The 22,993-nt window shown below is 68.7% G+C and carries 17 protein-coding genes, 3 tRNA genes and 6 pseudogenes; 18 read left to right on the plus strand and 8 right to left on the minus strand.

Going from position 1 to position 22,993, the window contains the following annotated elements; genetic code table 11:
- Positions 1 to 169 precede the first annotated feature (169 nt).
- From clpX to BLU84_RS28465, 3 genes and pseudogenes are all read left to right on the plus strand, one after another.
- Positions 170 to 1,459 (plus strand): ATP-dependent Clp protease ATP-binding subunit ClpX, encoded by a 1,290-nt coding sequence (gene clpX, locus BLU84_RS10160; RefSeq protein WP_074866006.1) that lies wholly within the window; start codon positions 170 to 172, stop codon positions 1,457 to 1,459.
- Between the two features lie 105 nt (positions 1,460 to 1,564).
- Positions 1,565 to 1,639 (plus strand): annotated as a pseudogene (locus BLU84_RS28460) (DUF6053 domain-containing protein); the annotation flags it as partial.
- A 67-nt stretch (positions 1,640 to 1,706) separates the two neighbouring features.
- Positions 1,707 to 1,781, plus strand: a pseudogene (locus BLU84_RS28465) (DUF6053 domain-containing protein); the annotation flags it as partial.
- A gap of 70 nt (positions 1,782 to 1,851) precedes the next feature.
- On the opposite strand, the gene BLU84_RS10165 reads toward BLU84_RS28465, so the two are convergent.
- Positions 1,852 to 2,499 (minus strand): SMI1/KNR4 family protein, encoded by a 648-nt coding sequence (locus BLU84_RS10165; RefSeq protein WP_074866009.1) that lies wholly within the window; start codon positions 2,497 to 2,499, stop codon positions 1,852 to 1,854.
- Between the two features lie 199 nt (positions 2,500 to 2,698).
- Here BLU84_RS10165 and lon point away from each other — a divergent pair, with 199 nt between their 5' ends.
- The 7 genes from lon (at position 2,699) to rlmH (ending at position 9,143) form a co-directional block, all read left to right on the plus strand.
- Positions 2,699 to 5,131: an endopeptidase La gene (gene lon / locus BLU84_RS10170; protein ID WP_074866012.1), complete on the plus strand. Its 2,433-nt coding sequence runs from the start codon at positions 2,699 to 2,701 to the stop codon at positions 5,129 to 5,131.
- 238 nt (positions 5,132 to 5,369) lie between these two features.
- Positions 5,370 to 5,642 carry an HU family DNA-binding protein gene (locus BLU84_RS10175; RefSeq protein ID WP_057948278.1) on the plus strand — a complete coding sequence of 91 codons (273 nt, stop codon included), beginning with the start codon at positions 5,370 to 5,372 and terminating at the stop codon, positions 5,640 to 5,642.
- Between the two features lie 61 nt (positions 5,643 to 5,703).
- Positions 5,704 to 5,778, plus strand: a tRNA-Val gene (locus tag BLU84_RS10180).
- A gap of 104 nt (positions 5,779 to 5,882) precedes the next feature.
- Positions 5,883 to 5,959 (plus strand) — tRNA-Asp (locus BLU84_RS10185).
- A 104-nt stretch (positions 5,960 to 6,063) separates the two neighbouring features.
- Positions 6,064 to 6,140: transfer RNA gene (locus BLU84_RS10190), tRNA-Asp, on the plus strand.
- Positions 6,141 to 6,427: 287 nt separating this feature from the next.
- The gene (locus BLU84_RS10195) at positions 6,428 to 8,401 is read left to right on the plus strand and encodes a SurA N-terminal domain-containing protein (RefSeq protein ID WP_074866015.1); all 1,974 of its coding nucleotides are present in this window, start codon (positions 6,428 to 6,430) and stop codon (positions 8,399 to 8,401) included.
- A gap of 271 nt (positions 8,402 to 8,672) precedes the next feature.
- Positions 8,673 to 9,143, plus strand: coding sequence for a 23S rRNA (pseudouridine(1915)-N(3))-methyltransferase RlmH (gene rlmH, locus BLU84_RS10200; RefSeq protein WP_074866018.1), 471 nt, complete (start codon positions 8,673 to 8,675; stop codon positions 9,141 to 9,143).
- A 216-nt stretch (positions 9,144 to 9,359) separates the two neighbouring features.
- Here the strand turns inward: rlmH and BLU84_RS10205 are convergent, their stop codons facing one another.
- The 3 genes from BLU84_RS10205 to BLU84_RS10215 form a co-directional block, all read right to left on the minus strand.
- Entirely contained in the window at positions 9,360 to 10,043 is a 684-nt protein-coding gene (locus BLU84_RS10205; RefSeq protein WP_074866021.1) for an energy transducer TonB, read from the minus strand.
- A gap of 550 nt (positions 10,044 to 10,593) precedes the next feature.
- The gene (locus BLU84_RS10210; protein WP_074866024.1) at positions 10,594 to 10,773 is read right to left on the minus strand and encodes a hypothetical protein; all 180 of its coding nucleotides are present in this window, start codon (positions 10,771 to 10,773) and stop codon (positions 10,594 to 10,596) included.
- A gap of 1 nt (position 10,774) precedes the next feature.
- Positions 10,775 to 11,563: an SIMPL domain-containing protein gene (locus BLU84_RS10215; protein WP_074866027.1), complete on the minus strand. Its 789-nt coding sequence runs from the start codon at positions 11,561 to 11,563 to the stop codon at positions 10,775 to 10,777.
- Between the two features lie 124 nt (positions 11,564 to 11,687).
- Between BLU84_RS10215 and BLU84_RS10220 the strand changes: the two genes are divergently transcribed.
- The 4 genes and pseudogenes from BLU84_RS10220 to BLU84_RS28470 form a co-directional block, all read left to right on the plus strand.
- The gene (locus tag BLU84_RS10220; RefSeq protein WP_074866032.1) at positions 11,688 to 12,257 is read left to right on the plus strand and encodes a Maf family protein; all 570 of its coding nucleotides are present in this window, start codon (positions 11,688 to 11,690) and stop codon (positions 12,255 to 12,257) included.
- 163 nt (positions 12,258 to 12,420) lie between these two features.
- Positions 12,421 to 13,908, plus strand: a complete 1,488-nt coding sequence (gene rng, locus BLU84_RS10225; RefSeq protein ID WP_074866035.1) for a ribonuclease G — start codon at positions 12,421 to 12,423, stop codon at positions 13,906 to 13,908.
- Positions 13,909 to 14,040: 132 nt separating this feature from the next.
- Positions 14,041 to 18,147: a YhdP family protein gene (locus BLU84_RS10230; RefSeq protein WP_074866038.1), complete on the plus strand. Its 4,107-nt coding sequence runs from the start codon at positions 14,041 to 14,043 to the stop codon at positions 18,145 to 18,147.
- A gap of 48 nt (positions 18,148 to 18,195) precedes the next feature.
- Positions 18,196 to 18,369 (plus strand): annotated as a pseudogene (locus BLU84_RS28470) (DUF6053 domain-containing protein); the annotation flags it as partial.
- On the opposite strand, the pseudogene BLU84_RS28475 reads toward BLU84_RS28470, so the two are convergent.
- Positions 18,291 to 18,479, minus strand: a pseudogene (locus BLU84_RS28475) (DUF6053 domain-containing protein); the annotation flags it as partial. The pseudogenes BLU84_RS28470 and BLU84_RS28475 sit on opposite strands and share 79 nt — an antisense overlap.
- On the opposite strand from BLU84_RS28475, the pseudogene BLU84_RS28480 reads away from it, so the two are divergent.
- A pseudogene (locus BLU84_RS28480) lies at positions 18,409 to 18,591 on the plus strand (DUF6053 domain-containing protein); the annotation flags it as partial. The pseudogenes BLU84_RS28475 and BLU84_RS28480 overlap by 71 nt on opposite strands.
- On the opposite strand, the pseudogene BLU84_RS28485 reads toward BLU84_RS28480, so the two are convergent.
- Positions 18,513 to 18,704: pseudogene (locus tag BLU84_RS28485) on the minus strand (DUF6053 domain-containing protein); the annotation flags it as partial. The pseudogenes BLU84_RS28480 and BLU84_RS28485 sit on opposite strands and share 79 nt — an antisense overlap.
- A 26-nt stretch (positions 18,705 to 18,730) precedes the next feature.
- On the opposite strand from BLU84_RS28485, the gene BLU84_RS28490 reads away from it, so the two are divergent.
- Positions 18,731 to 18,844, plus strand: a complete 114-nt coding sequence (locus tag BLU84_RS28490; RefSeq protein WP_425479348.1) for a DUF6053 domain-containing protein — start codon at positions 18,731 to 18,733, stop codon at positions 18,842 to 18,844.
- 85 nt (positions 18,845 to 18,929) lie between these two features.
- Positions 18,930 to 20,372, plus strand: coding sequence for a metalloprotease TldD (gene tldD / locus BLU84_RS10235; protein WP_074866040.1), 1,443 nt, complete (start codon positions 18,930 to 18,932; stop codon positions 20,370 to 20,372).
- Positions 20,373 to 20,387: 15 nt separating this feature from the next.
- On the opposite strand, the gene BLU84_RS10240 is transcribed toward tldD, so the two are convergent.
- Positions 20,388 to 20,603, minus strand: coding sequence for a dual-action ribosomal maturation protein DarP (locus tag BLU84_RS10240; protein WP_074866043.1), 216 nt, complete (start codon positions 20,601 to 20,603; stop codon positions 20,388 to 20,390).
- Positions 20,604 to 20,624: 21 nt separating this feature from the next.
- The gene (gene yjgA / locus BLU84_RS10245) at positions 20,625 to 21,209 is read right to left on the minus strand and encodes a ribosome biogenesis factor YjgA (protein ID WP_074866048.1); all 585 of its coding nucleotides are present in this window, start codon (positions 21,207 to 21,209) and stop codon (positions 20,625 to 20,627) included.
- Between the two features lie 71 nt (positions 21,210 to 21,280).
- On the opposite strand from yjgA, the gene pmbA reads away from it, so the two are divergent.
- Positions 21,281 to 22,654, plus strand: coding sequence for a metalloprotease PmbA (pmbA, locus tag BLU84_RS10250; protein WP_074866051.1), 1,374 nt, complete (start codon positions 21,281 to 21,283; stop codon positions 22,652 to 22,654).
- Positions 22,655 to 22,993 lie beyond the last annotated feature (339 nt).

Consider the following 22,993-nt stretch of genomic DNA (forward strand, 5'->3'; position numbering starts at 1 on the left):
CTGAACTATGTTCGCTCAGGCAGATCCAGGGGGAGGGCCCGGGACGCTGTGCTATCCTCGGCCCGTGTCGCCTGAACGAGCCTCGGCGGCGCTTGCCGCCCAGGCGATTTAGGCATATTAAGAAGCCAACGCGCACCACAAGACTGAGCACCAACGGGCCAAATCAAGCATGACCGACGAACGACAAGGACGCAGCACGGGCGACAGCAACAAGATCCTGTATTGCTCGTTCTGCGGTAAAAGCCAGCACGAAGTCCGCAAGCTGATCGCGGGCCCGAGCGTGTTCATCTGCGATGAGTGCGTGGAGCTGTGCAACGACATCATCCGCGAGGAACTCGAGGAGAAGGCGCAGTCGGCGCGCAGCCACCTGCCCAAGCCGCGCGAGATCCTCGAGGTGCTCGATCAGTACGTGATCGGCCAGCAGCGCGCCAAGCGCACGCTCGCGGTCGCCGTGTACAACCACTACAAGCGCATCGAGAGCCGGCAGAAGAACGACGACGTCGAATTGTCGAAGTCGAACATTCTGCTGGTCGGCCCGACCGGTTCGGGCAAGACCCTGCTCGCCGAAACGCTGGCGCGGCTGCTCAACGTGCCGTTCACCATCGCCGACGCCACCACGCTGACCGAAGCCGGTTACGTGGGCGAAGACGTGGAGAACATCATCCAGAAGCTGCTGCAGAAGTGCGACTACGACGTCGAGAAGGCGCAGCAGGGCATCGTCTACATCGACGAGATCGACAAGATCTCGCGTAAGAGCGACAACCCGTCGATCACCCGCGACGTGTCCGGCGAAGGCGTGCAGCAGGCGCTGCTCAAGCTCATCGAAGGCACCATCGCCAGCGTGCCGCCGCAGGGCGGGCGCAAGCATCCGCAGCAGGAATTCCTGCAGGTCGACACGCGCAACATCCTGTTCGTGGTCGGCGGCGCGTTCGCCGGTCTGGACAAGATCATCCAGCAGCGCAGCACCGAGGCCGGCGGCATCGGCTTCGGCGCCAAGGTCAAGAGCGCCGAGCGCAAGATCGACATCGGCAAGATCCTCGCCGACGTCGAGCCGGAAGATCTGATCAAGTTCGGCCTGATCCCCGAGTTCGTCGGCCGCCTGCCGGTGGTCGCCACGCTCGAGGAGCTCGACGAGCCGGCGCTGATCTCGATCCTGACCGAGCCGAAGAACGCGATCACCAAGCAGTTCCGCAAGCTGTTCGAGATGGAGAACGTCGAGTTGGAGTTCCGTCCCGACGCGCTGTCGGCGATCGCCAAGAAGGCGCTCAAGCGCAAGACCGGCGCGCGCGGCCTGCGCACCATCGTCGAGTCGGTGCTGCTGGACACGATGTACGAACTGCCGTCGCTGGAGAACGTCAGCAAGGTGGTGGTGGACGAGTCGGTCATCGAGCACAAGTCCGAGCCCTACCTGATCTACCAGACGCCGCCGGCGCAGCCCAAGGTGGCTTCGGCCGAGTAAGCCAGTCCGCCGTAAAAGCAAGACCGTCGCCCCCGCCCAGTGCGGGGGCGATCGTTTTCGGGGTCGGTTTCTTTGTTCGATGGACGCCGCGGCAGTCCTGCTCTTGTGGGAGGGACTTCAGTCCCGACGCTGTCTTTTCACATCGCAGCGATCCGGCACAAAAGCGTCGGGGCTGAAGCCCCTCCCACAAAAAAGCCGTTTCCGGCCTGCGCGGCAAGCGCTACGACTGCGAAGTGGTCCCGCTCTTGTGGGAGGGACTTCAGTCCCGACGCTGTCCTTTCAGGTCGCAGCGATCCGGCACAAAAGCGTCGGTGCTGAAGCCCCTCCCACAAGGCAGGCCCCTCCCACAAAAGAGCAGCGTGCGTGCGCCGGCAAAACAGCGGGCGAGGCCTTCAGGCCGCGTCCTCTTCCCCATCGCCGTTCCACTCGATCATCGCCTGCCGCGCGCGCTCCACGCCTTCGCACAAGGCCTCTTCCAGCGACTGCCGCGCCGGGCTGGCGCCGAGCATCGCGCGCAGCAGGCGTTCGACGCTGCCGAACCCGTCCTGGTCGTAATACAGCGCGCCGAACCGGCCCGCTTCGTCGGCGTACACGTACCACGCGCTTTCCCCGACCGTGTCGGTGCGGTACCAGCCGAAGCAGCGGTAGCGCGCGTTGAGCGCGTCCAGCTCGGGCTGCTGGAAATTCGCGCCGGGTTCGAACTCGGGCCGGTCGTTGCCCCAGCTGTGGACGATCACATCGACCAAACCCAAGGAGCGAATACGCTGCCAATCGTCGGCCTGCGCCAGCCCTTCGGCGAGGGCGGCGGGGCCGGGCAGTTCCATGCAGTGCGACTCGGTGTTGTCCTGGTTGCCCAGGCCGCCGAAGCGCCGGTAGAACTCCTCCAGCTCGGCCGGCAGCGGCCGCGGCTCCAGCGCCCGCAGCCGGGCGATGGCGTCCTCGGCGGCCGGCCCGGGCGCGGTCAGGGTGTTGTAGTCGTCGTCCCAGAAGCGGGCCCGGTTTGCGTTGTATTGATCGATGGCGTCGCGCAAGCGTTGCATCGGTGGCGTCCTGATCGGCGGGGCGGGCGGGACGCTTTGTCCCAGGCCCGGATTTGTATCACAAGGCAATGATTTAAAAGCGGTTTTTCTCGATTCTGCGGGCCGTCCGGCGGGCTTTGCTTGCGCTCCCGCGCCGCCACCCCCATAACGGGAGCCTGGATGCCACGGCATCCTCACCCCACGCTTGTCGAGAGCTCCAATGACCCAGTCTTCCGCCGAATCCATGACCCTGCCGGTGCTGCCGCTGCGCGACGTGGTCGTGTTCCCGCACATGGTGATCCCGCTGTTCGTCGGTCGCGACAAGTCCATCCGCGCCCTCGACCTCGCCATGGAATCGGACAAGCGCATCCTGCTGGTCGCGCAGAAGTCCGCCGAAACCGACGACCCGGGCGCCGAGGATCTGTACGAGATCGGCACCCTGGCCCAGGTCCTGCAACTGCTCAAGCTGCCCGACGGCACCATCAAGGTCCTGGTCGAAGGCGTCTCGCGCGTGCGCGTGGACGAAGTCGCCGAGCGCGACAGCGCGCTGTCCGGCCACGCGGTCGTGGTCGAGCCGCAGATCGACCGCGAAGAGCGCGAGATCGAAGCGATCGCGCGCTCGCTGATGGGCCTGTTCGAACAGTACGTCAAGACCAACCGCAAGCTGCCGCCGGAGCTGATGCAGACGCTCGCCGGCATCGACGAGCCCGGCCGCCTGGCCGACACCGTCGCCGCTCATCTGGGCGTGCGCATCGGCGACAAGCAAAAGCTCCTGGAGACGCATGCCATCGGCACGCGCCTGGAGCAGCTGGTCGGCCTGGTCGACGGCGAGATCGATGTGCAGCAGCTGGAAAAGCGCATCCGCGGCCGAGTGAAGTCGCAGATGGAGAAGAGCCAGCGCGAGTACTACCTCAACGAGCAGATGAAGGCGATCCAGAAGGAGCTCGGCGAGATCGACGATGCGCCCAACGACATCGACGAGCTCGCGCGCAAGATCGCCGAGGCCGGCATGCCCAAGCCGGTCGAGACCAAGGCCAAGAACGAGCTCAACAAGCTCAAGCAGATGTCGCCGATGTCGGCCGAAGCCGCGGTGGTGCGCAACTACCTCGACTGGCTGCTGGGCGTGCCGTGGAAGAAGCGCAGCAAGATCCGCAAGGACTTGAAGGCCGCGCAGGACGTTCTCGACGCCGACCACTTCGGCCTGGAGAAGGTCAAGGAACGCATCTTGGAATACCTCGCGGTGCAGTCGCGGGTGAAGAACATGAAGGGCGCGATCCTGTGCCTGGTCGGCCCGCCGGGCGTGGGCAAGACCTCGCTCGGCCAGTCCATCGCCAAGGCCACCAACCGCAAGTTCGTGCGCATGTCGCTCGGCGGCGTGCGCGACGAGGCCGAGATCCGCGGCCATCGCCGCACCTATGTCGGCTCGATGCCGGGCCGGATCGTGCAGAACCTCAACAAGGTCGGCAGCAAGAACCCGCTGTTCGTGCTCGACGAGATCGACAAGATGTCGATGGACTTCCGCGGCGATCCGTCCTCGGCGCTGCTGGAAGTGCTCGATCCCGAGCAGAACAACGCCTTCAACGATCACTACCTGGAAGTCGACCTCGACCTCAGCGAAGTGATGTTCGTCGCCACCTCCAACTCGCTCAACATTCCCGGCCCCTTGCTGGACCGCATGGAAGTGATCCGCATCCCGGGTTACACCGAGGAGGAGAAGCTCAACATCGCCATGCGCTACCTGCTGCCGAAGCAGATCAAGAACAACGGCTTGAAGCCGGAAGAGATCAAGATCGCCGAGGGCGCGGTGCGCGATATCGTGCGCTACTACACGCGCGAGTCGGGCGTGCGCAACCTGGAGCGCGAGATCTCCAAGATCTGCCGCAAGGTGGTCAAGGAAATCGCGCTGGCCGGCCCCAAGCCTGCGAAGAAGGGCAAGGACGGCGCGGTCAACGTCGGCTCCAAGAACCTGGAGAAGTACCTGGGCGTGCGCCGCTTCGATTTCGGCCGCGCCGAGGAACAGAACGAAGTGGGCCTGGTCACCGGCCTGGCCTGGACCGAAGTCGGCGGCGATCTGTTGCAGGTCGAAGCCACGCTGGTGCCGGGCAAGGGCCAGCTGATCCTCACCGGCCAGCTCGGCGATGTGATGAAGGAATCGGTGTCGGCGGCCCTGTCGGTGGTGCGCGCGCGCGCCGAGCGCCTGGGCATCGACGTCGAGTTCCTGCAGAAGCACGACGTGCACGTGCACGTGCCCGAGGGCGCCACGCCGAAGGACGGCCCCAGCGCCGGCATCGGCATGGCCACCGCGCTGGTGTCGATGCTGACCAAGAATCCGGTCAAGGCCGATGTGGCGATGACCGGCGAGATCACCCTGCGCGGCCGCGTGCTGCCGATCGGCGGCTTGAAGGAAAAGCTGCTGGCCGCGCTGCGCGGCGGCATCCGCACCGTGATCATTCCGGAAGAGAACCGCAAGGATCTGGCCGACCTGCCCAAGAGCGTGACCCAGGGCTTGAAGATCATCCCGGCGCGCTGGATCGACGAGGTGCTCGACATCGCGCTCGAGCGTCCGATCGCGCCGGTGCCGACTTCGGGCGAAGGCGAAATTCCGGTGCGCGAAAACGGCAAGAGCAACCCGCAGCCCGACGTCAAGCACTGACTCGGGCCGCCGGTCGGAGAGCGCCGAAAGGGGACGCGAAAAAACGCTGAAAGCCGCGCCACTGCTGGCTTTCGCGCTTGCGCCCCCTATAGGCCGCTGGTATAACGACCGCAACCGCGCAGCCCCAATCCACACGCACAACTTCTGCGCGGCACACTTGATCGGAACCACGCCTCCTGCGGCGATGCTCCGATTCTCAGAACACGCGGTCGCAACCGCACAGGGAGTCAATAAAATAATGAACAAGGCCGAACTCGTAGGCGCCGTCGCCGAAACCGCCGAGCTGTCGAAGACCGACGCTACCGCCGCCGTCGATGCGCTGATCGACGTCGTCACCAAGGCGCTGAAGAAGGGCGACACTGTCACGCTCGTAGGCTTCGGCACCTTCCAGGTGCGCAAGCGCGCCGCTCGCCAGGGCCGCAACCCCAAGACCGGCGAGACCATCAAGATCCCGGCTTCGAAGAATCCCTCCTTCAAGGCTGGCAAAGCGCTGAAGGATGCCGTAAACTAACCAACTCGGCGGCGATGCAGGCATCGCCCACGAAACCCAAAGCAGTCAGCCCTAGGTATTCGGGTGCTTAGCTCAGCGGTAGAGCGTCTCCTTTACACGGAGAGGGTCGGGGGTTCGAAACCCTCAGCACCCACCAGAGTCGCTGGTCTTTCTGCCGTGGCGTTTTCCTCGCAAGAGCGAATTCAGCGAGCGAAACGGGTTTTCGAAAACGAGTTTTGGTAGTAAAGTTTCAAAATATGCGGAGTGGTAGTTCAGTCGGTTAGAATGCTGGCCTGTCACGCCGGAGGTCGCGGGTTCGAGTCCCGTCCACTCCGCCAGTTTTGTCGAAGGCGCCGGAAACGGCGCCTTCGTTTTTATATAAGTGAGAGTCCTCGATTTTGCCGCGATGCGGCACGGATCGCGGGCCGAAGTTTCAAAGCGCGGAGTGGTAGTTCAGTCGGTTAGAATGCTGGCCTGTCACGCCGGAGGTCGCGGGTTCGAGTCCCGTCCACTCCGCCAGTTACACCTGAAAGGCACCGGAAACGGTGCCTTTTCTTTTTTCTGCGGTGCGGCGTTTGCGTGCCTTCGGTTTCGCGAGCCGGCTTCTGTTTCCCAGGCTCCAACCGCTGCCCCACCGGTGCGCACGAGCGTTCGCCTCGACGGGTGCTGCGGTACGTCGCGCCGGCCGCCCGGCCGGGCGCCCGCACCGCCCGCCACCGCCCCGAATGCGACAACCGTCGCCCCGCGCCGCCCTGGCCGCGGAACCGCGCTAAACTGTCCGGCTTACGACTTAACCCGACCCGGACATGCTGCAGACACTCCGCGACAAGACCTCGGGCTGGATCGCCACCGTGATCCTCGGCCTGCTGATCATTCCCTTCGCCTTCGTCGGCATCGAGCAGTACATGGTGCAGCGCACCGACAATGCGGTCGCGCACATCGAGATCGCGCCGTCGTGGTGGCCGGCTTCGATGCTGTGGAAGAAGGAAGCGATCGAGCGCGGCGAATTCGACGAGCGCTTCAACCGCGCCCGCGACCAGGCCCGCGCCCAGCAGGGCCCGAACTTCGACGCGCGCGAATTCGAAAAGCCGGAGAGCAAGCGCCGCGTGCTCGATGCGCTGATCGACGAGCGCGTGCGCAAGATCGCCGCCGAAGTCGACGGCGTCAGCGTCAGCGACGCGCTGGTGGTCAAGACCATCCAGTCGGTGCCCGATTTCCTCGACGGCAGCGGCAAGTTCAGCCAGGAGCGCTACATCCTCGGGCTGCAGATGCGCAATCCGCCGCAGACGCCGACCCAGTTCGAGCAGTTCGTGCGCGACCGCCTGCAGGAAACCCTGCTGCCGGCGAGCCTGGCCGAGAGCAGCTTCGTCACCTCCGGCGAAACCGACCGCTTGATCAAGCTGCTGGGCGAGAAGCGCGACATCAGCCTGATCGAGCTGCCGGCGCCGGCCGCCGACACCGCCGAGGTCAGCGCGGCCGAGATCCAGAAGTGGTACGACAGCCACGGCAAGGATTTCCGTTCGCCCGAGAGCGTCGGCATCGAGTACGTCGAGCTCAACGCCGCGGCGATGCCGCCGCCGGCGCCGCCGACCGAAGCGGCGCTGCAGGAGCGCTACAAGAACGAGCAGAGCAAGTTCCTGGCCGCCGAGCAGCGCCTGATCTCGCACATCCAGATCAACGTGCCGGCCAACGCCGACGCCGCCGCGCAGAAGGCGGCCGAGGACAAGGCCAAGCAGATCGCGGCGCAGGCCAAGGCCGCGGGCGCCGACTTCGCCGCGCTGGCGCGCGCCAACAGCGACGACCTGGGCTCCAAGGCCGCCGGCGGCGAACTGGGCTGGATGGGCAAGGGCAATTTCCCCGGCGCGTTCGACGATGCCGCGTTCGGCAAGCTGCTGGCCGGCCAGGTCAGCGACCCGGTCAAGGCCGACGGCGGCTGGCACATCATCCAGGTGCGCGAGATCAAGAGCGGCTCGCAGCAGCCGTTCGAGGCCGTGCGCGAGACCTTGCTGCGCGAGGAAACCGAAGCCGGCCGCGAGCGCGCCTTCAACGAGTTCTCGGCCAAGCTGGTCGATCTGGTCTACAAGAACCCGACCACGCTGGAAGCGCCGGCCAAGGCGGTCGGCCTGCCGCTGCAGAAGATGGCGGTGGTGACCCGCGACGCCGCGGCCAACACCGGCATCGCGCAGAACCCGGCGGTGGTGCGTGCGGCCTTCACCGAGGCGCGCATCCAGGACAACACCGTCAGCGATCCGATCGACATCGGCCAGGACCACAGCGTGCTGATCCGCGTGGTCTCGCACACGCCCGAACGCGCGCAGCCGCTGGCGCAGGTGCGCGACAAGGTCATCGCCGCGGTCCGCGCCGACCGCATGAGCAAGGCCGCGGAGAAGGACGCCGACGCGCTGATCGCGCGCATCAACGGCGGCGAAACCCTGACCGCGGTGGCCGCGTCCAAGCAATTGCCGCCGCCGCAGGATCTGCCCGGCGTCGCCCGCGGCATGCCGATGCTGCCGCCGGACGTGACCGAGGCGATCTTCGCGGTGCGCGCGCCGGCGCAGGGCAAGAACGCCGGCGGCAAGGCCAGGCTGCCCAACGGCGGCTACGTGCTGTTCGCGGTGACCAAGATCGCGCCGGGCGACAAGACGGTGCTGAAGGCGCCGGAGCTGGACATGCTGCGCACCCAGTCCGCGCAGGCGACCGCGGCGGACGAAGTGACCGAGCTGACCTCGGCGCTGCGCAAGCGCATGACGATCAAGGTGCTGGAGGAGAACTTGCGCTGAGGCGCGGGTTCGCTTCGCATCGCTGAAACGACGAAGGCCCGGCGCATGCCGGGCCTTCGTTTTTGCGGGGCGGTTTTGTTGCGCGCGATGTTTGGGTTGGGTGCGGGCGGGAGTCGGTTGCGCGGTCGCGTCGTTTTCGCGGTCGCGGCTTGCGCCGCTCCTACAGTCGCTCCGACGTAGCTGCGCTTGCCCCTGTAGGAGCGGCGCAAGCCGCGACCGCGCCACTACGCCAACGACGAAACCCGCATCGCCCCCGCGCTACCATGCGCCCATGAAAAGCAAACTCATCGCCGTCGGCGAACGCGCCCCGCGCTGGGTCGCCGAAGGCTTCGGCGAGTATCAAAAGCGCCTCTCGCACTGGCTGCCGTTGGAACTGGTGGAGATCGAGCCGGGCCTGCGCGGCAAGGGCCGCGATGCGGTGCGCGCGACCGCGGACGAGGGCGCGCGGGTGCTCGCGGCGCTGCCCAAGAACGCCTGCGTGGTGGCGCTGGAAGGGCGCGGACGGTTGTGGACGTCGGAGCAGTTGGCGCAGCGCCTGGAGCATTGGCGCGGGCAGGGGCGCGATCTGGCGTTTTTGATCGGCGGGCCGGAAGGGCATGCGCCGGAGGTGCTGGCGCGCGCGGATGAGCAGTGGTCGCTGGGGCCGCTGACGCTGCCGCATATGCTGGTGCGGTTGGTCGCGGCGGAGCAGTTGTATCGGGCGGCGGCGTTGCTGGCCAATCATCCGTATCACCGCGCTTGAGGTGTGGGGGCGGTTTGGTGCAACGGTTTTCTGCGGAGCGATTGGCGCGGGTGTTGCGGGCGGTCGTCGTGGTTGCGGGTTCGCGGTCGCGGCTTGCGCCGCTCCTACAGGGGCTTTCGTGGGGTAACGAAAACAAGACCCTCGCTGAGGCGAGGGTCTGTGCGTTAGTCGTCGAGTGTCGGAGCGTCGCCCGCGGCGAGCGGGCGACGCTGCGGCTTACTGCCGGTCCAGCTTGAACTCGATCGGCACGCGGCCGCGCGCCTGCACCGCCTGGCCGTTTTCCATCGCCGGCTGGAACGCCCAGCGCTGCAGCACGACCTTGCGCGCGGCCTGGTCGAGTGCGCGGTTGCCGCTGCTGCGCACGATCAGCACGTCGATCGGCTTGCCGTCGATGCCGACCAGGATTTCCAGCTCGACGGTGCCGGTGATGCCGGCGCGCACGGCTTCGATCGGGTAGCTCGGCGGCGGGTTGCGCAGCACCTGCAGGGTCGCGCCTTCGATGATCTGGCGGCCGACGTTGGTCTGCGGCGGCAGCGCGGTGGCGACCTGTTCGACGCCCTGGAAATCCATCGGCATCGCCGGCTGGTCGACCACCACTTCCTGCGGCGGCGCGACCGTCTGCGGCACGACCTGCTGGACCCGCGGCGGCGGATCCTTGACCACCTGGCGCAGCGGCGGGTCTTTCTTCGGCGGCGGCGGGGGCGGGTCGACCAGCTTGGGGCGCGGCACGAACTCGATGATCGTCTGGTCGAGCGGTTGGGTGATCAGCTGCGGCGCGCTCAACGGCGCCAGCATCAGCATCAGCATGGCCGCGTTGAAAGCGATGGCGCCGGCGTTGCCGGCTATGCGAGTGCCATCCAGGGGTTGGCGGGCGTGGTGGGATGGGAGCGTGCGAACCATGGGCATCCTCCTTGAGTGTGTCGTACTGCTCTGACAACGGCCCGGAACCGCTAGCGGGGTTGCGCTGGAAAGCGGTTCCGCGTCTCAAAAATGCGCTGGTGGCCGCTGGCGATGCAAGCGGTTCTCGTTTACTACTTTGGTGGGGGAGGGCGCCGGGCGATTCGGTCGATGGCCGGGGATTTCTGCTGACATCGTCGGACTTCGTGCGGCGATTTCCGTCGATTCGGCTAGAGCTGGAAATTCTACGGAAGGCCGGTTCAAGCGTTATCTGCCTGAATGAACGGCAACGTTTGGCAACGACTCGTGCGCTTGGCCACTTGCCGGAGCGATGGAGCTTTAGTGCTGAAACCAGCCGGGCGTTGCTGGCAGCTTTGCGCTGCCGAAGAAGGGGCGAGTGAGGCCGAGCCGGACTCGCCCACGCGCGCCTCGCCACGGCCTGCGCCGGCCCTCAGGCAGCGCCCCGCCGCGGAAATGCCGCCGCAGCAAGCCGCAAAAACGACGAGGCCCGCTCGCGCGGGCCTCGTCTTTTTGGTCTGCGACCCCGGCGGGTTCAATCGCCGTCGGCGCCGTGTTCGGGCTTTCGCTCCAGTCCGCCCTCATCGGGATCGGGCTGGTGCGGCTTGGGCCGCGCGGCGTCCTCGCGATCCTGCGGCTGCGGCTCCGGATAGCCCGGAGTGCGGCCCGGACGCGGGTCGGCGGTGCCCGGCGTGCGCTTCTTGTCGCCGCTCATCTCACTTGCCCAGCTCGAACACCACGTCCAGGTTCATCGACAGGCTGTTTTCGCCCGGCGAGACCGAGGTGTCGGCGGCGGCGCCGGCCTTCTCCATGCGCATGGCCATCATCGGCATCGGCATCGGCGGGGCGAAGCGGCCGCCTTCGCTGACGCTGACGATGCGGCGCACCTTCACGCCCAGGGTCTTGGCGTACATCTCGGCGCGCGCCCGGGCCTTCTCGATGGCGCCGCGGCGGGCTTCGTCGAAGGCCGCGTCCTTGTCCTTGTCGTCCAGGTCGAAGGTCGGGCCGTTGATCTGGTTGGCGCCGGTGGCGACCAGCGAGTCGAGGATCTTGCCGACCTTGGAAATATCGCGGATCACGATGTTGACGTTGTTGTTGGCCTGGTAGCCGGTGATCTGCGGCGGCTGGTTTTCCTGGTAGCGGTACTGCGGATTGAGGTTGATGCCGCTGGTCTGGATGTCGCGCTCGGCGATGCCGGCCGCCTTGATCGCGGCCACGACCTTGGCCATCTGCTCGGCGTTGGCGCGCATCGCCGCATTGGCGTCGGCGGCCTGGGTGACCACGCCGGTGGAGACGTTGGCGATGTTGGGGGTGCGCTTGGCGGTGGATTCGGCCGAGACCGAGAGCAGGGTGCCGTCGGTGGCGACGTAAGGGGCGGTCTGGGCGGACGCGGACATGGCGGTTGCGGCTCCGAAGGCGAGGACGGCGGCGAGCGCCAGCGGGCGCAACGACAGGCGGGGCAGGGACGGCGGGCGGACGGACGACGAGGACGACAACCGGGTCATGTGCAACTCCTTGAGGGACGAGGTAAGGGTCTTGCTGAATCGGTTAACGAACCGTGATTCGGTACGGGGTTTGCGCCGTCCGGCTTGGGGCGGCGCTCAGTCAGCGCGGGTTATGCTTTCGCGCATGCTCTATCTAGCCTCCCAGTCGCCGCGGCGACGCGAACTGCTCGGCCGCCTCGGCCTGGAATTCGGCCTCATCGACCTGGATCTGCCCGAACAGCGCCAGCCCGGCGAGCCCGCCGCCGACTACGTGCGCCGGGTAGCGCGCGAAAAGGCCGGCGCGGGCCTGCTCAAGGTGGTCGCCAACCCGTCGGCGGTGGTGCTCGGCGCCGACACCGAGGTGGTGCTCGACGACGAGGTGTTCGGCAAGCCGCGCGACGCCGAGGATGCCCGCGCCATGTTGCGGCGGCTGTCCGGCCGCACCCACCAGGTGATCAGCGCGGTGTCGCTGGTCTCGCCGGCGCGCGAAGCGCAGGCGGTGTCGGTGTCGCAGGTCAGCTTCGCCGCGCTCGACGAGGGCCAGATCGAACGCTACGTCGCCTCCGGCGAGCCGATGGGCAAGGCCGGCGCCTATGCCATCCAGGGCGGCGCCGAGGTCTTCGCGACCCGGCTGGCCGGCAGTTATTCCGGGGTCATGGGGCTGCCGCTGTACGAAACTTCGAAGCTGCTGCGCGAGTTCGGCCTGCCCGCCTGAACCGCGTCGGCCGCGTGCGCGCGCGGCGGCGAACTTCGCCCGCCGCGCGCGCTCCATAGCCACCCCGGCGCCAATCGCCCAGACGCCGCACCGCTGCATCCGCACTGCGATCCTTCGCTGCCCTCATTCCCGCTTCATCGCGCCAACGGACCCGCGCCCCCTCATGACTGAAGAGATCCTGGTCAACGTCACCCCGCGCGAAACCCGCGTCGCCGTGGTCGAAAACGGCATGCTGCAGGAGCTGCACATCGAGCGCGGCTGGCGCCGCGGCGTGGTCGGCAACATCTACAAGGGCAAGGTGCAGCGGGTGATGCCGGGCATGCAGGCGGCGTTCGTCGAGATCGGCCTGGAGCGCGCGGCGTTCCTGCACGCGGCCGACATCGTGCGCCCACACCAGAGCGGCGAAGGCGAGGGCGAGGAAGCGCCGCTGCCGCCGGCGCCGACCCGGCCGATCGCCGAGCTGTTGCGCGAGGGCCAGGAAATCATCGTGCAGGTGGTCAAGGACCCGATCGGCAGCAAGGGCGCGCGCCTGACCACGCAGCTGTCGATCCCCTCGCGCTATCTGGTGCTGCTGCCGCGCACGCGCGTGGTCGGGGTGTCGGCGCGGATCGAGGACGAGGGCGAGCGGGCGCGGCTGAAGTCGCTGGTGACCGCGCAGGCGCCGGCCGGCGAGCAGCACGGCTACATCGTGCGCACCAACGCCGAAGGCCAGCCGGAGGAGGCGCTGGCCGAGGACATCGCCTATCTGAGCCGGGCCTGGGCGCTGATCGCGGAGAAATCGCGCAGCAGCAAGATCGGCGAGCGCGTCTACGAAGACTTGAGCCTGCCGCTGCGCGCGGTGCGCGACCTGATCCGCCGCGACGTGGAGAAGGTCAAGGTCGACTCGCGCGAGACCAGCGAGCGCCTGCGCAGCTTCGCTGCCCAGTACATGCCGGGGCTGGCCGAGAAGATCGAGCACTACACCGGCGCGCGGCCGATCTTCGACCTGTACGGGGTCGAGGACGAGATCCAGCGCGCGCTGGACAAGGAAGTGCCGCTGAAGTCCGGCGGCTATCTGGTCATCGACCAGACCGAGGCGATGACCACCATCGACGTGAACACCGGTTCGTTCCTGGGTCAACGCAACCTGGAGGAAACCGTTTACCGCACCAACCTGGAGGCGGCCCAGTCGGTCGCCCGGCAATTGCGGCTGCGCAACCTGGGCGGGATCATCATCATCGACTTCATCGACATGACCGACCAGGAGCACAAGCGTCAGGTGCTGCGGCAGTTGGAGAAGTCGCTGACCCGCGACCACGCCAAGACCACGGTGTACGAGTTCTCGCCGTTGGGGCTGGTGGAGATGACCCGCAAGCGCACCACCGAGAGCCTGGAGCGCCAGCTCAGCGAGCCCTGCCACGAGTGCGGCGGCCGCGGCACGCTGAAGACGCCGGAGACGGTGACGTACGAGATTTTCCGCGACATCGTCCGCCAGGTGCGTCAGTTCGACGCGGCGCGGCTGCTGGTGATCGCCTCGCCCAAGGTGGTCGCTCGGATCACCGACGAGGAGTCGGCGGCGGTGGCGGAGCTGGAAGAATTCTTGAGCAAGTCGATCCGCTTCCAGGCCGACGACCAGTATGCGCAGGAGCAGTTCGATGTCGTGCTGCTGTGACTTCGCTTTCCTTCTCCCGCATGCGGGAGAAGGTGGCCCGCAGGGCCGGATGAGGGCTGCCGCGCCGGCGGCCCACACCCCGACTGCGCTCCCGCACACGGGAGCGGGGCTGATCGAGCGGGCGCGCCGTTGATGCCCACGCCCCTGCGCCGCCGCCTGCGCCTCGCCCGCCGTGCCGTGTTCTACGGCGCGGCGGTGTTGTTGGTGCTGGTGGCGTCGTTGTTGGCGGTGGCCAGCCAGTTGCTGCCGCTGGTCGAGCGGCATCCGGACAAGGTCGCGGCGTGGCTGAGCCAGCGCGCCGGCCGGCCGGTCGCGTTCGACCGGGTCGAAACCCAATGGACCCGGCGCGGGCCGCTGCTGCGCCTGGACGGTCTGCGCATCGGCGAGGGCGCGCAGGCGTTCAACATCGGCGACGCCGAAATGCTGGTGTCGCTGTATGCCGGCGTATTGCCGGGGCAGGCGTTCTCCGAGCTGCGCCTGCGCGGGCTCGACCTGACCCTGGAACGCGCCGACGACGGCCGCTGGAAAGTGCGCGGCCTGCCGGGGCAGGAACAAACCGAACAAAGCGATCCGCTGTCGGCGCTGGAAGGGCTGGGCGAGCTGCAGGTCATCGACGGCAAGCTGGCGGTGATCGCGCCGAGCCTGGGCCTGGATGCGCGCGTGCCCAAGATCGACCTGCGCCTGCGCGTGGACGGCGACCGCCTGCGCGCCGGCGCGCGCGCGTGGCCGAGCGTCGGCACGAGCGGCGCGGCGGCCGCGCCGCTGGACGTGGTGCTGGATTTCGACCGCAAGCGCGGCGACGGCCGTGCTTACGCCGGCGCGGTGCGCGCCGACCTGGCGGGCTGGTCGCCGCTGCTGAAAGTGGCCGGCATCCGGATCGAGTCGGGGCAGGGCCGCGCCCAGGCCTGGGCCGACCTGCGCGGGCACCGGGTCGCCGGGGTGATGGTGTCGGCGGCGCTGGACCGGGTCGGCTTGCGCGCCGAGCGCAGCGCGCCGGCGTCGGCACCGCCCACGGCGGCGTCGACCTCGGTGCCGGCGGCGATCGCCGCGGCCGCGGCGCCTGTCGCCGTCGCTGTGGCTGGGCCTTCCGGTCAGGCAGCCGCGAGCGCAGCGGACAGCGTCGGGGCTGAAGCCCCTCCCACCAAGGCCGCCGCCGCGACCGCCAAGACCGCGCGCGCCGATGACGCAGCGAACAAAGCGGTGCAGCCGGCGCGGATCGAATTCGACCACGTCGAAACCCTCGCTCACTACCGCCTGACCGACAACGGCTGGCGCCTGGACGCCTCCAGGCTGCGGATCGGCAACGACCCCAACGTGCAGAGCCTGGACGGGCTGGCCGTGGCCGGCGGCGAGCGCTACGCGCTGCGCGCCGACCGCATCGACGCCGGCCCGCTGATCGCGGTGGCCGCGCTCAGCGACGCGCTGCCCGAGCGCCTGCGCCACTGGTTCGAAACCGCCAAGCCGCGGGTGTCGCTGAGCGATATCGCGGTCAACGGCCACCGCGACGGGCCGATGTTCGCCAGCGCCCGGGTCGATGCGCTGGGCTTCGATCCGGTCGGGCATTCGCCGGGCCTGCAAGGGCTGGCCGGGCGTTTCCAGGCCGATGCCGAGGGCTTCGCGTTCGATCTCGACGAACGCTCGCCGATGCGCTTCGACTGGCCGTCGGGCTTCGGCATGCCGCATACGTTCAAGCTGCAAGGCAGCGTCGGCGGCTGGCGCGAAGGCGGCGGCTGGCGCATCGGCACCACCGCGTTGCGCATCGACGGCGATGTCGGTTTGCGCGCGCGCGGCGGGATGTGGTGGCAGGGCGACGGCTCGCGGCCGTGGATCGACATCGCCGCCGACCTGGACCCGATCAAGCTGCCGACCGCGAAAGGCTTCTGGGTGCGCAGCCAGATGTCGCAGCGTTTGTTGAACTGGCTCGACAACGGCTTGGTCGCCGGCACTTTGGTCGATGGGCACGCGGTGGTGTCCGGCGATCTCGACGATTGGCCGTTCAACCGCAACAACGGCCTGTTCCACGCCGGCGGCAAGCTGCGCGCGGCGACGGTGAAGTTCCAGCCCGATTGGCCGGCGGTGGAAGCGCTCGACGCCGACATCGCCTTCGTCGGCGACGGCTTCAGCGTCGAGGGCGGCGGCAAGATCGCCGGCGTCGGCGTGCGCAAGGTGCAGGCCGGGATCGAGAGCTATCACGACGGCGTGCTGTACGTGAAAGCCGATACCTCGGCGGAAGCCGGGCAACTGTTGAACTTGCTGCGGCAGAGCCCGCTGCACAAGGAACACGCCGACACCCTCGACAACCTGCGCGCCAGCGGCCCGGCCGCGGTCGCCTTCGACATGCAGCTGGCGCTGCGCGAGGGCGGGCGCACCACGCTCAACGGCGGGATCGAATTGACCGACGCCAAGCTCGCCGATCCGCGCTGGAAGGTCGCGTTCGAACAGGTGCGCGGCCACGCCGAATTCGGCCGCAGCGGTTTCCGCGCCGAGGATCTGGCGGTGCTGCACGACGGCGCGCCGGGCAAGCTGTCGCTGCGCGCCGGCGAAGACTACGTGCGCGACAAGGCCAACGCGTTCGAGGCCGGGCTGGACGCGATCTCGGGCGCCGACGAGCTGATCGTGCGCGGGCCGGACGATCTGGCCTGGCTCAAGGAGTATCTGGACGGGCGCTCGCTGTGGACGGTGGGCATCTCGATTCCCAAGAGCGCGCCGGCCGCGCCGGGCAAGCCGGCAACGGCGGCGCCGACGATGCTGAGCCTGCAGTCGAATCTGGTCGGCACGGCATTGACCTTGCCGCCGCCGCTCAACAAGGCCGCGGCCACGTCGCTGCAGACCAGCGTGGAAACCCCGCTGCCGCTGGGCAGCGGCGATGTGCGCGTGGCTCTGGGCAACACCCTGGCGCTGCGCGCGCGCAACAGCAACGGCAAGACCGGCGTGCGCGCGGTGTTCGGCGCCAACCGGGTCGACGAGCTGCCGCCGGCCAGCGGCCTGGCGGTCAGCGGCCGGGTCGACGTGCTGGAGGCGATCGACTGGATCGCGCTCGCCCACGGCGACGGTTCCGACGACAGCCTGCCGTTGCAGCGCGTCGACGTGACCGCGCAGCGCCTGCAACTGCTCGGCGGCGTGTTCCCCAACACCCGCCTGGTGGTGGTGCCGGCCGCGCGCGGCGCGACTGCGGTGCGCGCCGAAGGCGCGGCGCTGGAGGGCGCGGTGATGATTCCCGGCGGCGAAGGCGGCGCCATCGCCGGCAAGCTCGCGCGCGTGCACTGGAGCGCGGTGGGCGCGGGCGCGACCGCCAGCGGCAATGCCGGCAGTGCCGGCAACGGCGGACATGCGGCCGCGGCCAACGCCGCACAGGCCGCGCCCAAGCCGGCCGATGCGTCGATGGATCCGGCCAAGATTCCGGCGCTGACCCTCGACATCGCCGACCTGCGCTTCGGCAGCGCCGCGCTCGGCAGCGCCACGATACGCACCCGGCCGACGCCGGCCGGCATGCGCATCGACCAGATCAGCACCCGCGGCGACAAGCAATCCATCGACCTCAGCGGCGACTGGACCGGCCGCGGCGCCGCCGCGCGCACCCACCTGAGCGCGACCGTGGACAGCGGCGACGTCGGCGCGCTGATGACCGGCTTCGGCTTCGGCGGCCAGATCGGCGGCGGCAAGGGCAAGGCGCGGCTCGATGCGGGCTGGCCGGGCGCGCCGGCCGGGATGGCGCTGGGCTCGCTCGAAGGCACGCTCAACCTGGACGTGCGCGACGGCCGCCTGATCGAGATCGAACCCGGCGCCGGGCGCATGCTCGGCCTGCTCAGCGTGGCCCAACTGCCGCGCCGGCTGACCCTGGACTTCCGCGACCTGTTCTCCAAGGGCTTCGCCTTCGACCGGGTCGGCGGCACCGTGCGCTTCGGCAACGGCAGCGCGCGCAGCGACGATCTGAGCATCGACGGCCCGGCCGCGAGCATCGCCATCCGCGGCGCCGCCGACCTGCGCGCGCAGAGCTACGACCAGACCATCGAAGTGCGGCCCAAGGCCGCCAACGTGCTGACCGCGGTCGGCGCGCTCGCCGCCGGCCCGGTCGGCGCGGCGATCGGCGCGGCCGCCAACGCGGTGCTGCAAAAGCCGCTGGGCAGCCTGACCTCGCGCACCTACCGGGTGACCGGGCCGTGGAAGGAGCCCAAGGTCGAAGTGGTGACGCGCGAGCAGACCCGCGCGGCCGGCAAGCCGGCGCCGCCGGCGGGTTAGGGCGCTGCCGGCGGGCTAGGGCGTCGCCGGGGCGAGACCTCTGGCTGGGTGCGTTGGACCCGCAGCGCGGCGATCCGGGCGGAAAGCGTCGGGGCTGAAGCCCCTCCCACAAAAGCCCGGCGACGCTGCAATGCAATTGTGGGAGGGCCTTCAGGCCCGATGCTCTTGTCGCAGATCGCAGCGATCCGAATGGAAAGCGTCGGGGCTGAAGCCCCTCCCACAAAAGCCCGGCGACGCTGCAATGCAATTGTGGGAGGGCCTTCAGGCCCGATGCTCTTGTCGCAGATCGCAGCGATCCGAATGGAAAGCGTCGGGGCTGAAGCCCCTCCCACAAAAGCCCGGCGACGCTGCAATGCAATTGTGGGAGGGCCTTCAGGCCCGATGCTCTTGTCGCAGATCGCAGCGATCCGAATGGAAAGCGTCGGGGCTGAAACTCCTCCCACAAAAGCCCGGCGGCGCTGCAGTGCGATTGTGGGAGGGCCTTCAGGCCCGACGCTCTGGTCGCAGATCGCCGCGATCCGGGCGGAAAGCGTCGGGGCTGAAAGCCCCTCCCACAAAAGCCCGGCGACGCTGCAATGCGATTGTGGGAGGGCCTTCAGGCCCGACGCTCTGGTCGCAGATCGCGGCGATCCGGACGGAAAGAGGCAACGCCGAAAGCCCCTCTCACATTGATCTGCGCCCAAGCGCCACTATCTAGTGTCTTGTCCCAGTCCCGCGCCCGCGCCGCCACAGTGGCGCCGCGGACGCCTAAGATGCCCTTTCCCCGCCTACACGGTTCGCTCATGACCCTGCCGATCCAGATCGCCGAATCCCGCCTCCTCCTGCCCGCCGGGCTCGACGCCAGCGGCCTGGAGCGCAGCTTCGGCACCCTGCTGGGGCCGGGCATCGATTTCGGCGACCTGTATTTCCAGCACTCGCGCCGCGAGAGCTGGACGGTCGAGGACGGCATCGTCAAGGACGGCGGCCATTCGATCGAGCAAGGCGTCGGCGTGCGCGCGATCAGCGGCGAGAAGACCGGCTTCGCCTATTCCGACGAAATCAACAGCGAGGCGCTGCTCGGCGCGGCCAAGTCGGCGCGCGCGATCGCCCGCGACGGCGACGCGCACACGCCGCGCGCGCTGGTGCGCGGCGGCGGCCGCTCGCTGTACCGCAGCGAGGATCCGATCGATTCGGTCTCCAACGAGGCCAAGGTCGACGCGCTGCGCAAGCTCGACCAGTTGCTGCGCGCCGCCGACCCGCGCGTGCGCCAGGTCGTGGTCAGCCTCAACGGCGTGCTCGATACCGTGCTGGTGGCGCGCAGCGACGGCGTGCTCGCCGCCGACGTGCGCCCGCTGGTGCGCTTGAACGTGCAGGTCATCGTCGAACACAACGGCCGCCGCGAGAGCGGCTACGCCGGCGGCGGCGGCCGCTACAGCTACGCCGAACTGCTCGACGGCGGCAAGCCCGAGCGCTTCGCGCGCGAAGCGCTGCGCCAGGCGCTGGTGAACCTGGACGCGGTCGACGCGCCCGCCGGCGTGATGCCGGTGGTGCTCGGCTCGGGCTGGCCCGGCGTGCTGCTGCACGAGGCGGTCGGCCACGGCCTGGAAGGCGACTTCAACCGCAAGGGCACCTCCACCTACGCCGGCCGCCTGGGCCAGCGCGTCGCCGCCCCGGGCGTGACCATCGTCGACGACGGCACCCTGGAAGGCCGCCGCGGCTCGCTCAACGTCGACGACGAAGGCACCCCGACCAACTGCACCACGCTGATCGAAGACGGCGTGCTGGTCGGCTACATGCAGGACACCCTCAACGCCCGCCTGATGGGCATGGCGCCGACCGGCAACGGCCGCCGCGAATCCTTCGCCCACCTGCCGATGCCGCGCATGACCAACACCTACATGCTGGCCGGCACGCACGATCCCGAAGAGATGATCCGCTCGGTCAAGAAGGGCCTGTACGCGGTCAACTTCGGCGGCGGCCAGGTCGACATCACCAGCGGCAAGTACGTGTTCTCGGCGACCGAGGCCTATCTGATCGAAGACGGCAAGATCACCGCGCCGGTCAAGGGCGCGACCCTGATCGGCAACGGCCCGGAGACCATGCGCAAGGTCAGCATGATCGGCCATGACCTGGCCCTGGACGAAGGCGTGGGCGTGTGCGGCAAGGACGGGCAGAGCGTTCCGGTCGGCGTCGGCCAGCCCTCGCTGCTGATCGACGGGCTGACCGTAGGCGGCACCCAGTCGTGACGCCTTTGCTGCGGCTCAGCGCGCGTCGTCGAGCGCGCGCAGATAGCGCAGCAGCCGGCGCGCGGTGCCGTGGCGATGGCTTATCGCCTGCGCCTGCTGCACCAGCCGCTTGAGTTCGCGTTTGTCCGCCGTCGGATACTCGAGCGCGAAGGCGTCGATGGCGTCGATGCCTTGCGCGATGAAGCGCGTCCGCCAGGTCTCGATGCGCAGCAATCGCTCGTCGATGGTCATGGCGCGCGCGGGTGCCGCGGTTCAGTCGCGCTCGGGCGAGCCGTCTTCGCTGTCGCTGTTTTCGTCCGCATCGGCGTCGCCCTCGGCGGCGCCGAGGATCGCCGCGCGCAACTCGCGGTACAGCTCGCGGAACGCGTGCGGCGGCTTGTTGCGCTTGCGCTCGTCGAGCGTGTTGCGCACCAGCTGGCGCATGCGCTGGCGGTCGGCGTGCGGATATTCGTCGAGCAGCTCGGCCAGCGCGGCGTCGCCGTCGTCGAGCAGGCGTTCGCGCCATTGCTCGACCCGGTGCATCGCCGCGACCTCGCGCCGCGCCGCGTCGCCTTTTTCGTCCATCGCGTCGCGCAGCCGCTCCAGCGCTTCTTCGTCTTCGCGCCGCATCTGCTTGGCCAGAAACGCCAACTGGCGCTTGTGGGCGACGTGGGCGGTGATGCGCTTGGTCTCGCGGATGTGCGGCAGCAACGCCTCGGGCACCGGCAGCTTGGCCAGCTGGGGCTCGCTCAGCGCGACCAGTTTTTCCGCCAGCGCCAGCACCTCCAGCGCCTCGCGCCGGTTCTGGCTGCGGCTGGGGCTGAAAAATTCGCCGGTGTCTTCGTCTCTGCCGCGCATCGCACTTCCCTCGATAAACTGAACGTTACGACGGCGGCGCCCACGGCGCCGCCACTGCCTAGGATAAGCCATTGAACGCGCAAGCCCTCACCTCCGCCGCCGCCCACACCTTCGCCGACCCGGACGCGCGCCTGGACGCGCTGGCCGAGCTGTCCCAGCGCCTGCTGGCCGCCGCGCGCGCGCGCGGGGCGAGCCAGGCCGAGGTCTCGTGCTCGGAAGACGCCGGCCTCAACGTCAACGTGCGCATGGGCGAGGTCGAGACGGTGGAATCCACCCGCGACCGCGGCATCGGCGTCACCGTCTATTTCGGCCAGCGCAAGGGCAGCGCCAGCACCGCGGACCTGCGCGAGGAAAGCCTGGAATCCACGGTCGAGCAGGCCTGCGCGATCGCCCGCTACACCGAGGACGACCCCGCCGCCGGCCTCGCCGACGCCGAGCTGATGGCGCGCGGCGATCGCGATTTCGACACCTGGCATCCGTGGTACATCGATGCCGACCGGGCGATCGAACTGGCCCTGGCCAGCGAAGCGGCCGGGCGCGCGTTCGATCCGCGCATCGAGAATTCCGACGGCGCCTCGGTCGGCACAGGCGCCAGCCTGGCGGTGTACGCCAACTCGCACGGCTTCCTCGGCCGCGAACGCAGCACCCAGCACAGCCTGAGCTGCGCGTTGATCGCCGGTCGCGGCGAGGCGATGCAGCGCGACGGCTGGTACACCCTGGGCCTGTCCGCCGACGACATGGAATCGGCCGCCTCCGTCGGGCGCCAGGCCGGCGAGCGCACGGTCGCGCGGCTGGCGCCGCGCCAGCTCGCCACCGGCGAGTATCCGGTCCTGTTCGCGGCCGAAAGCGCGCGCTCGCTGATCGGCCACTTGATCGCCGGAGTCAGCGGCGGCGCGCTGTACCGGCGCGCCAGCTTCCTGCTCGACAGCGCCGGACAAAAACTGTTCCCCGAGTGGTTTTCGGTGCGCGAAAACCCGTTCGTGATGCGCGGCCTGCGCTCGACCGCCTACGACGGCGAAGGCGTGGCCACGCACGAATCGATGCTGGTCGAAGGCGGCGTGCTGCAGCGTTACGTGCTCGGCAGCTACTCGGCGCGCAAGCTCGGCCTGCACAGCACCGGCAACGCCGGCGGCGTGCACAACCTGGAAGTCGCCGCCAACGCCGGCGACTTCGCCTCGCTGCTGCGGCAGATGGGCCGCGGCCTGCTGGTCACCGAACTGATGGGGCAGGGCGTCAACGCCGTCACCGGCGACTACTCGCGCGGCGCGGCCGGGTTCTGGGTCGAGAACGGCGAAATCCAGTACCCGGTCGACGGCATCACCATCGCCGGCAACCTGCGGCGCATGTTCGAGAGCTTCGAAGCGATCGGCAACGATGTGGACCTGCGCTCGCACGTGCGCACCGGCTCGATCCTGGTGGGCAAGATGATGGTGGCGGGGGAGTGAGCGGCGGCGACAGGGCGACCTGTCGCGGACGTTGTTCGCTGTCTTGCACGCGAACTCTCGCATCGTCGTGCCCGCGAAGGCGGGCATCCAGGGCTTCATCGCGGCATGGCTCTGAAGTCTCTGGATCCCCGCGTTCGCGGGGATGACGACTTGGAGAGGCGCGGCGAAACCGACTAGCGGCGAAACCCACCCACCGTCATGCCCGCGAAGGCGGGCATCCAGGGCTTCATCGATGCATGACTCTGAAGTCTCTGGATCCCCGCCTTCGCGGGGATGACGACTTGGAGACGCGCGGCGGAACCGACTTGCCGCGCAACCCACCTACCGTCATGCCCGCGA

Source organism: Lysobacter enzymogenes (genome assembly GCF_900106525.1).
Taxonomy (GTDB): domain Bacteria; phylum Pseudomonadota; class Gammaproteobacteria; order Xanthomonadales; family Xanthomonadaceae; genus Lysobacter; species Lysobacter enzymogenes.

Excerpts from the sequence above, each read along its gene's own strand:
- tldD (WP_074866040.1), top strand. The coding sequence starts at position 18,930 with ATGACCCTGCCGATCCAGATCGCCGAATCCCGCCTCCTCCTGCCCGCC.
- BLU84_RS10230 (WP_074866038.1), top strand. The coding sequence starts at position 14,041 with ATGCCCACGCCCCTGCGCCGCCGCCTGCGCCTCGCCCGCCGTGCCGTG.
- lon (WP_074866012.1), top strand. The coding sequence starts at position 2,699 with ATGACCCAGTCTTCCGCCGAATCCATGACCCTGCCGGTGCTGCCGCTG.
- BLU84_RS10175 (WP_057948278.1), top strand. The coding sequence starts at position 5,370 with ATGAACAAGGCCGAACTCGTAGGCGCCGTCGCCGAAACCGCCGAGCTG.
- yjgA (WP_074866048.1), bottom strand. The coding sequence starts at position 21,209 with ATGCGCGGCAGAGACGAAGACACCGGCGAATTTTTCAGCCCCAGCCGC.
- BLU84_RS10165 (WP_074866009.1), bottom strand. The coding sequence starts at position 2,499 with ATGCAACGCTTGCGCGACGCCATCGATCAATACAACGCAAACCGGGCC.
- BLU84_RS10215 (WP_074866027.1), bottom strand. The coding sequence starts at position 11,563 with ATGACCCGGTTGTCGTCCTCGTCGTCCGTCCGCCCGCCGTCCCTGCCC.
- clpX (WP_074866006.1), top strand. The coding sequence starts at position 170 with ATGACCGACGAACGACAAGGACGCAGCACGGGCGACAGCAACAAGATC.
- rlmH (WP_074866018.1), top strand. The coding sequence starts at position 8,673 with ATGAAAAGCAAACTCATCGCCGTCGGCGAACGCGCCCCGCGCTGGGTC.
- BLU84_RS10205 (WP_074866021.1), bottom strand. The coding sequence starts at position 10,043 with ATGGTTCGCACGCTCCCATCCCACCACGCCCGCCAACCCCTGGATGGC.
- BLU84_RS10210 (WP_074866024.1), bottom strand. The coding sequence starts at position 10,773 with ATGAGCGGCGACAAGAAGCGCACGCCGGGCACCGCCGACCCGCGTCCG.
- BLU84_RS10195 (WP_074866015.1), top strand. The coding sequence starts at position 6,428 with ATGCTGCAGACACTCCGCGACAAGACCTCGGGCTGGATCGCCACCGTG.
- BLU84_RS10240 (WP_074866043.1), bottom strand. The coding sequence starts at position 20,603 with ATGACCATCGACGAGCGATTGCTGCGCATCGAGACCTGGCGGACGCGC.
- rng (WP_074866035.1), top strand. The coding sequence starts at position 12,421 with ATGACTGAAGAGATCCTGGTCAACGTCACCCCGCGCGAAACCCGCGTC.
- BLU84_RS10220 (WP_074866032.1), top strand. The coding sequence starts at position 11,688 with ATGCTCTATCTAGCCTCCCAGTCGCCGCGGCGACGCGAACTGCTCGGC.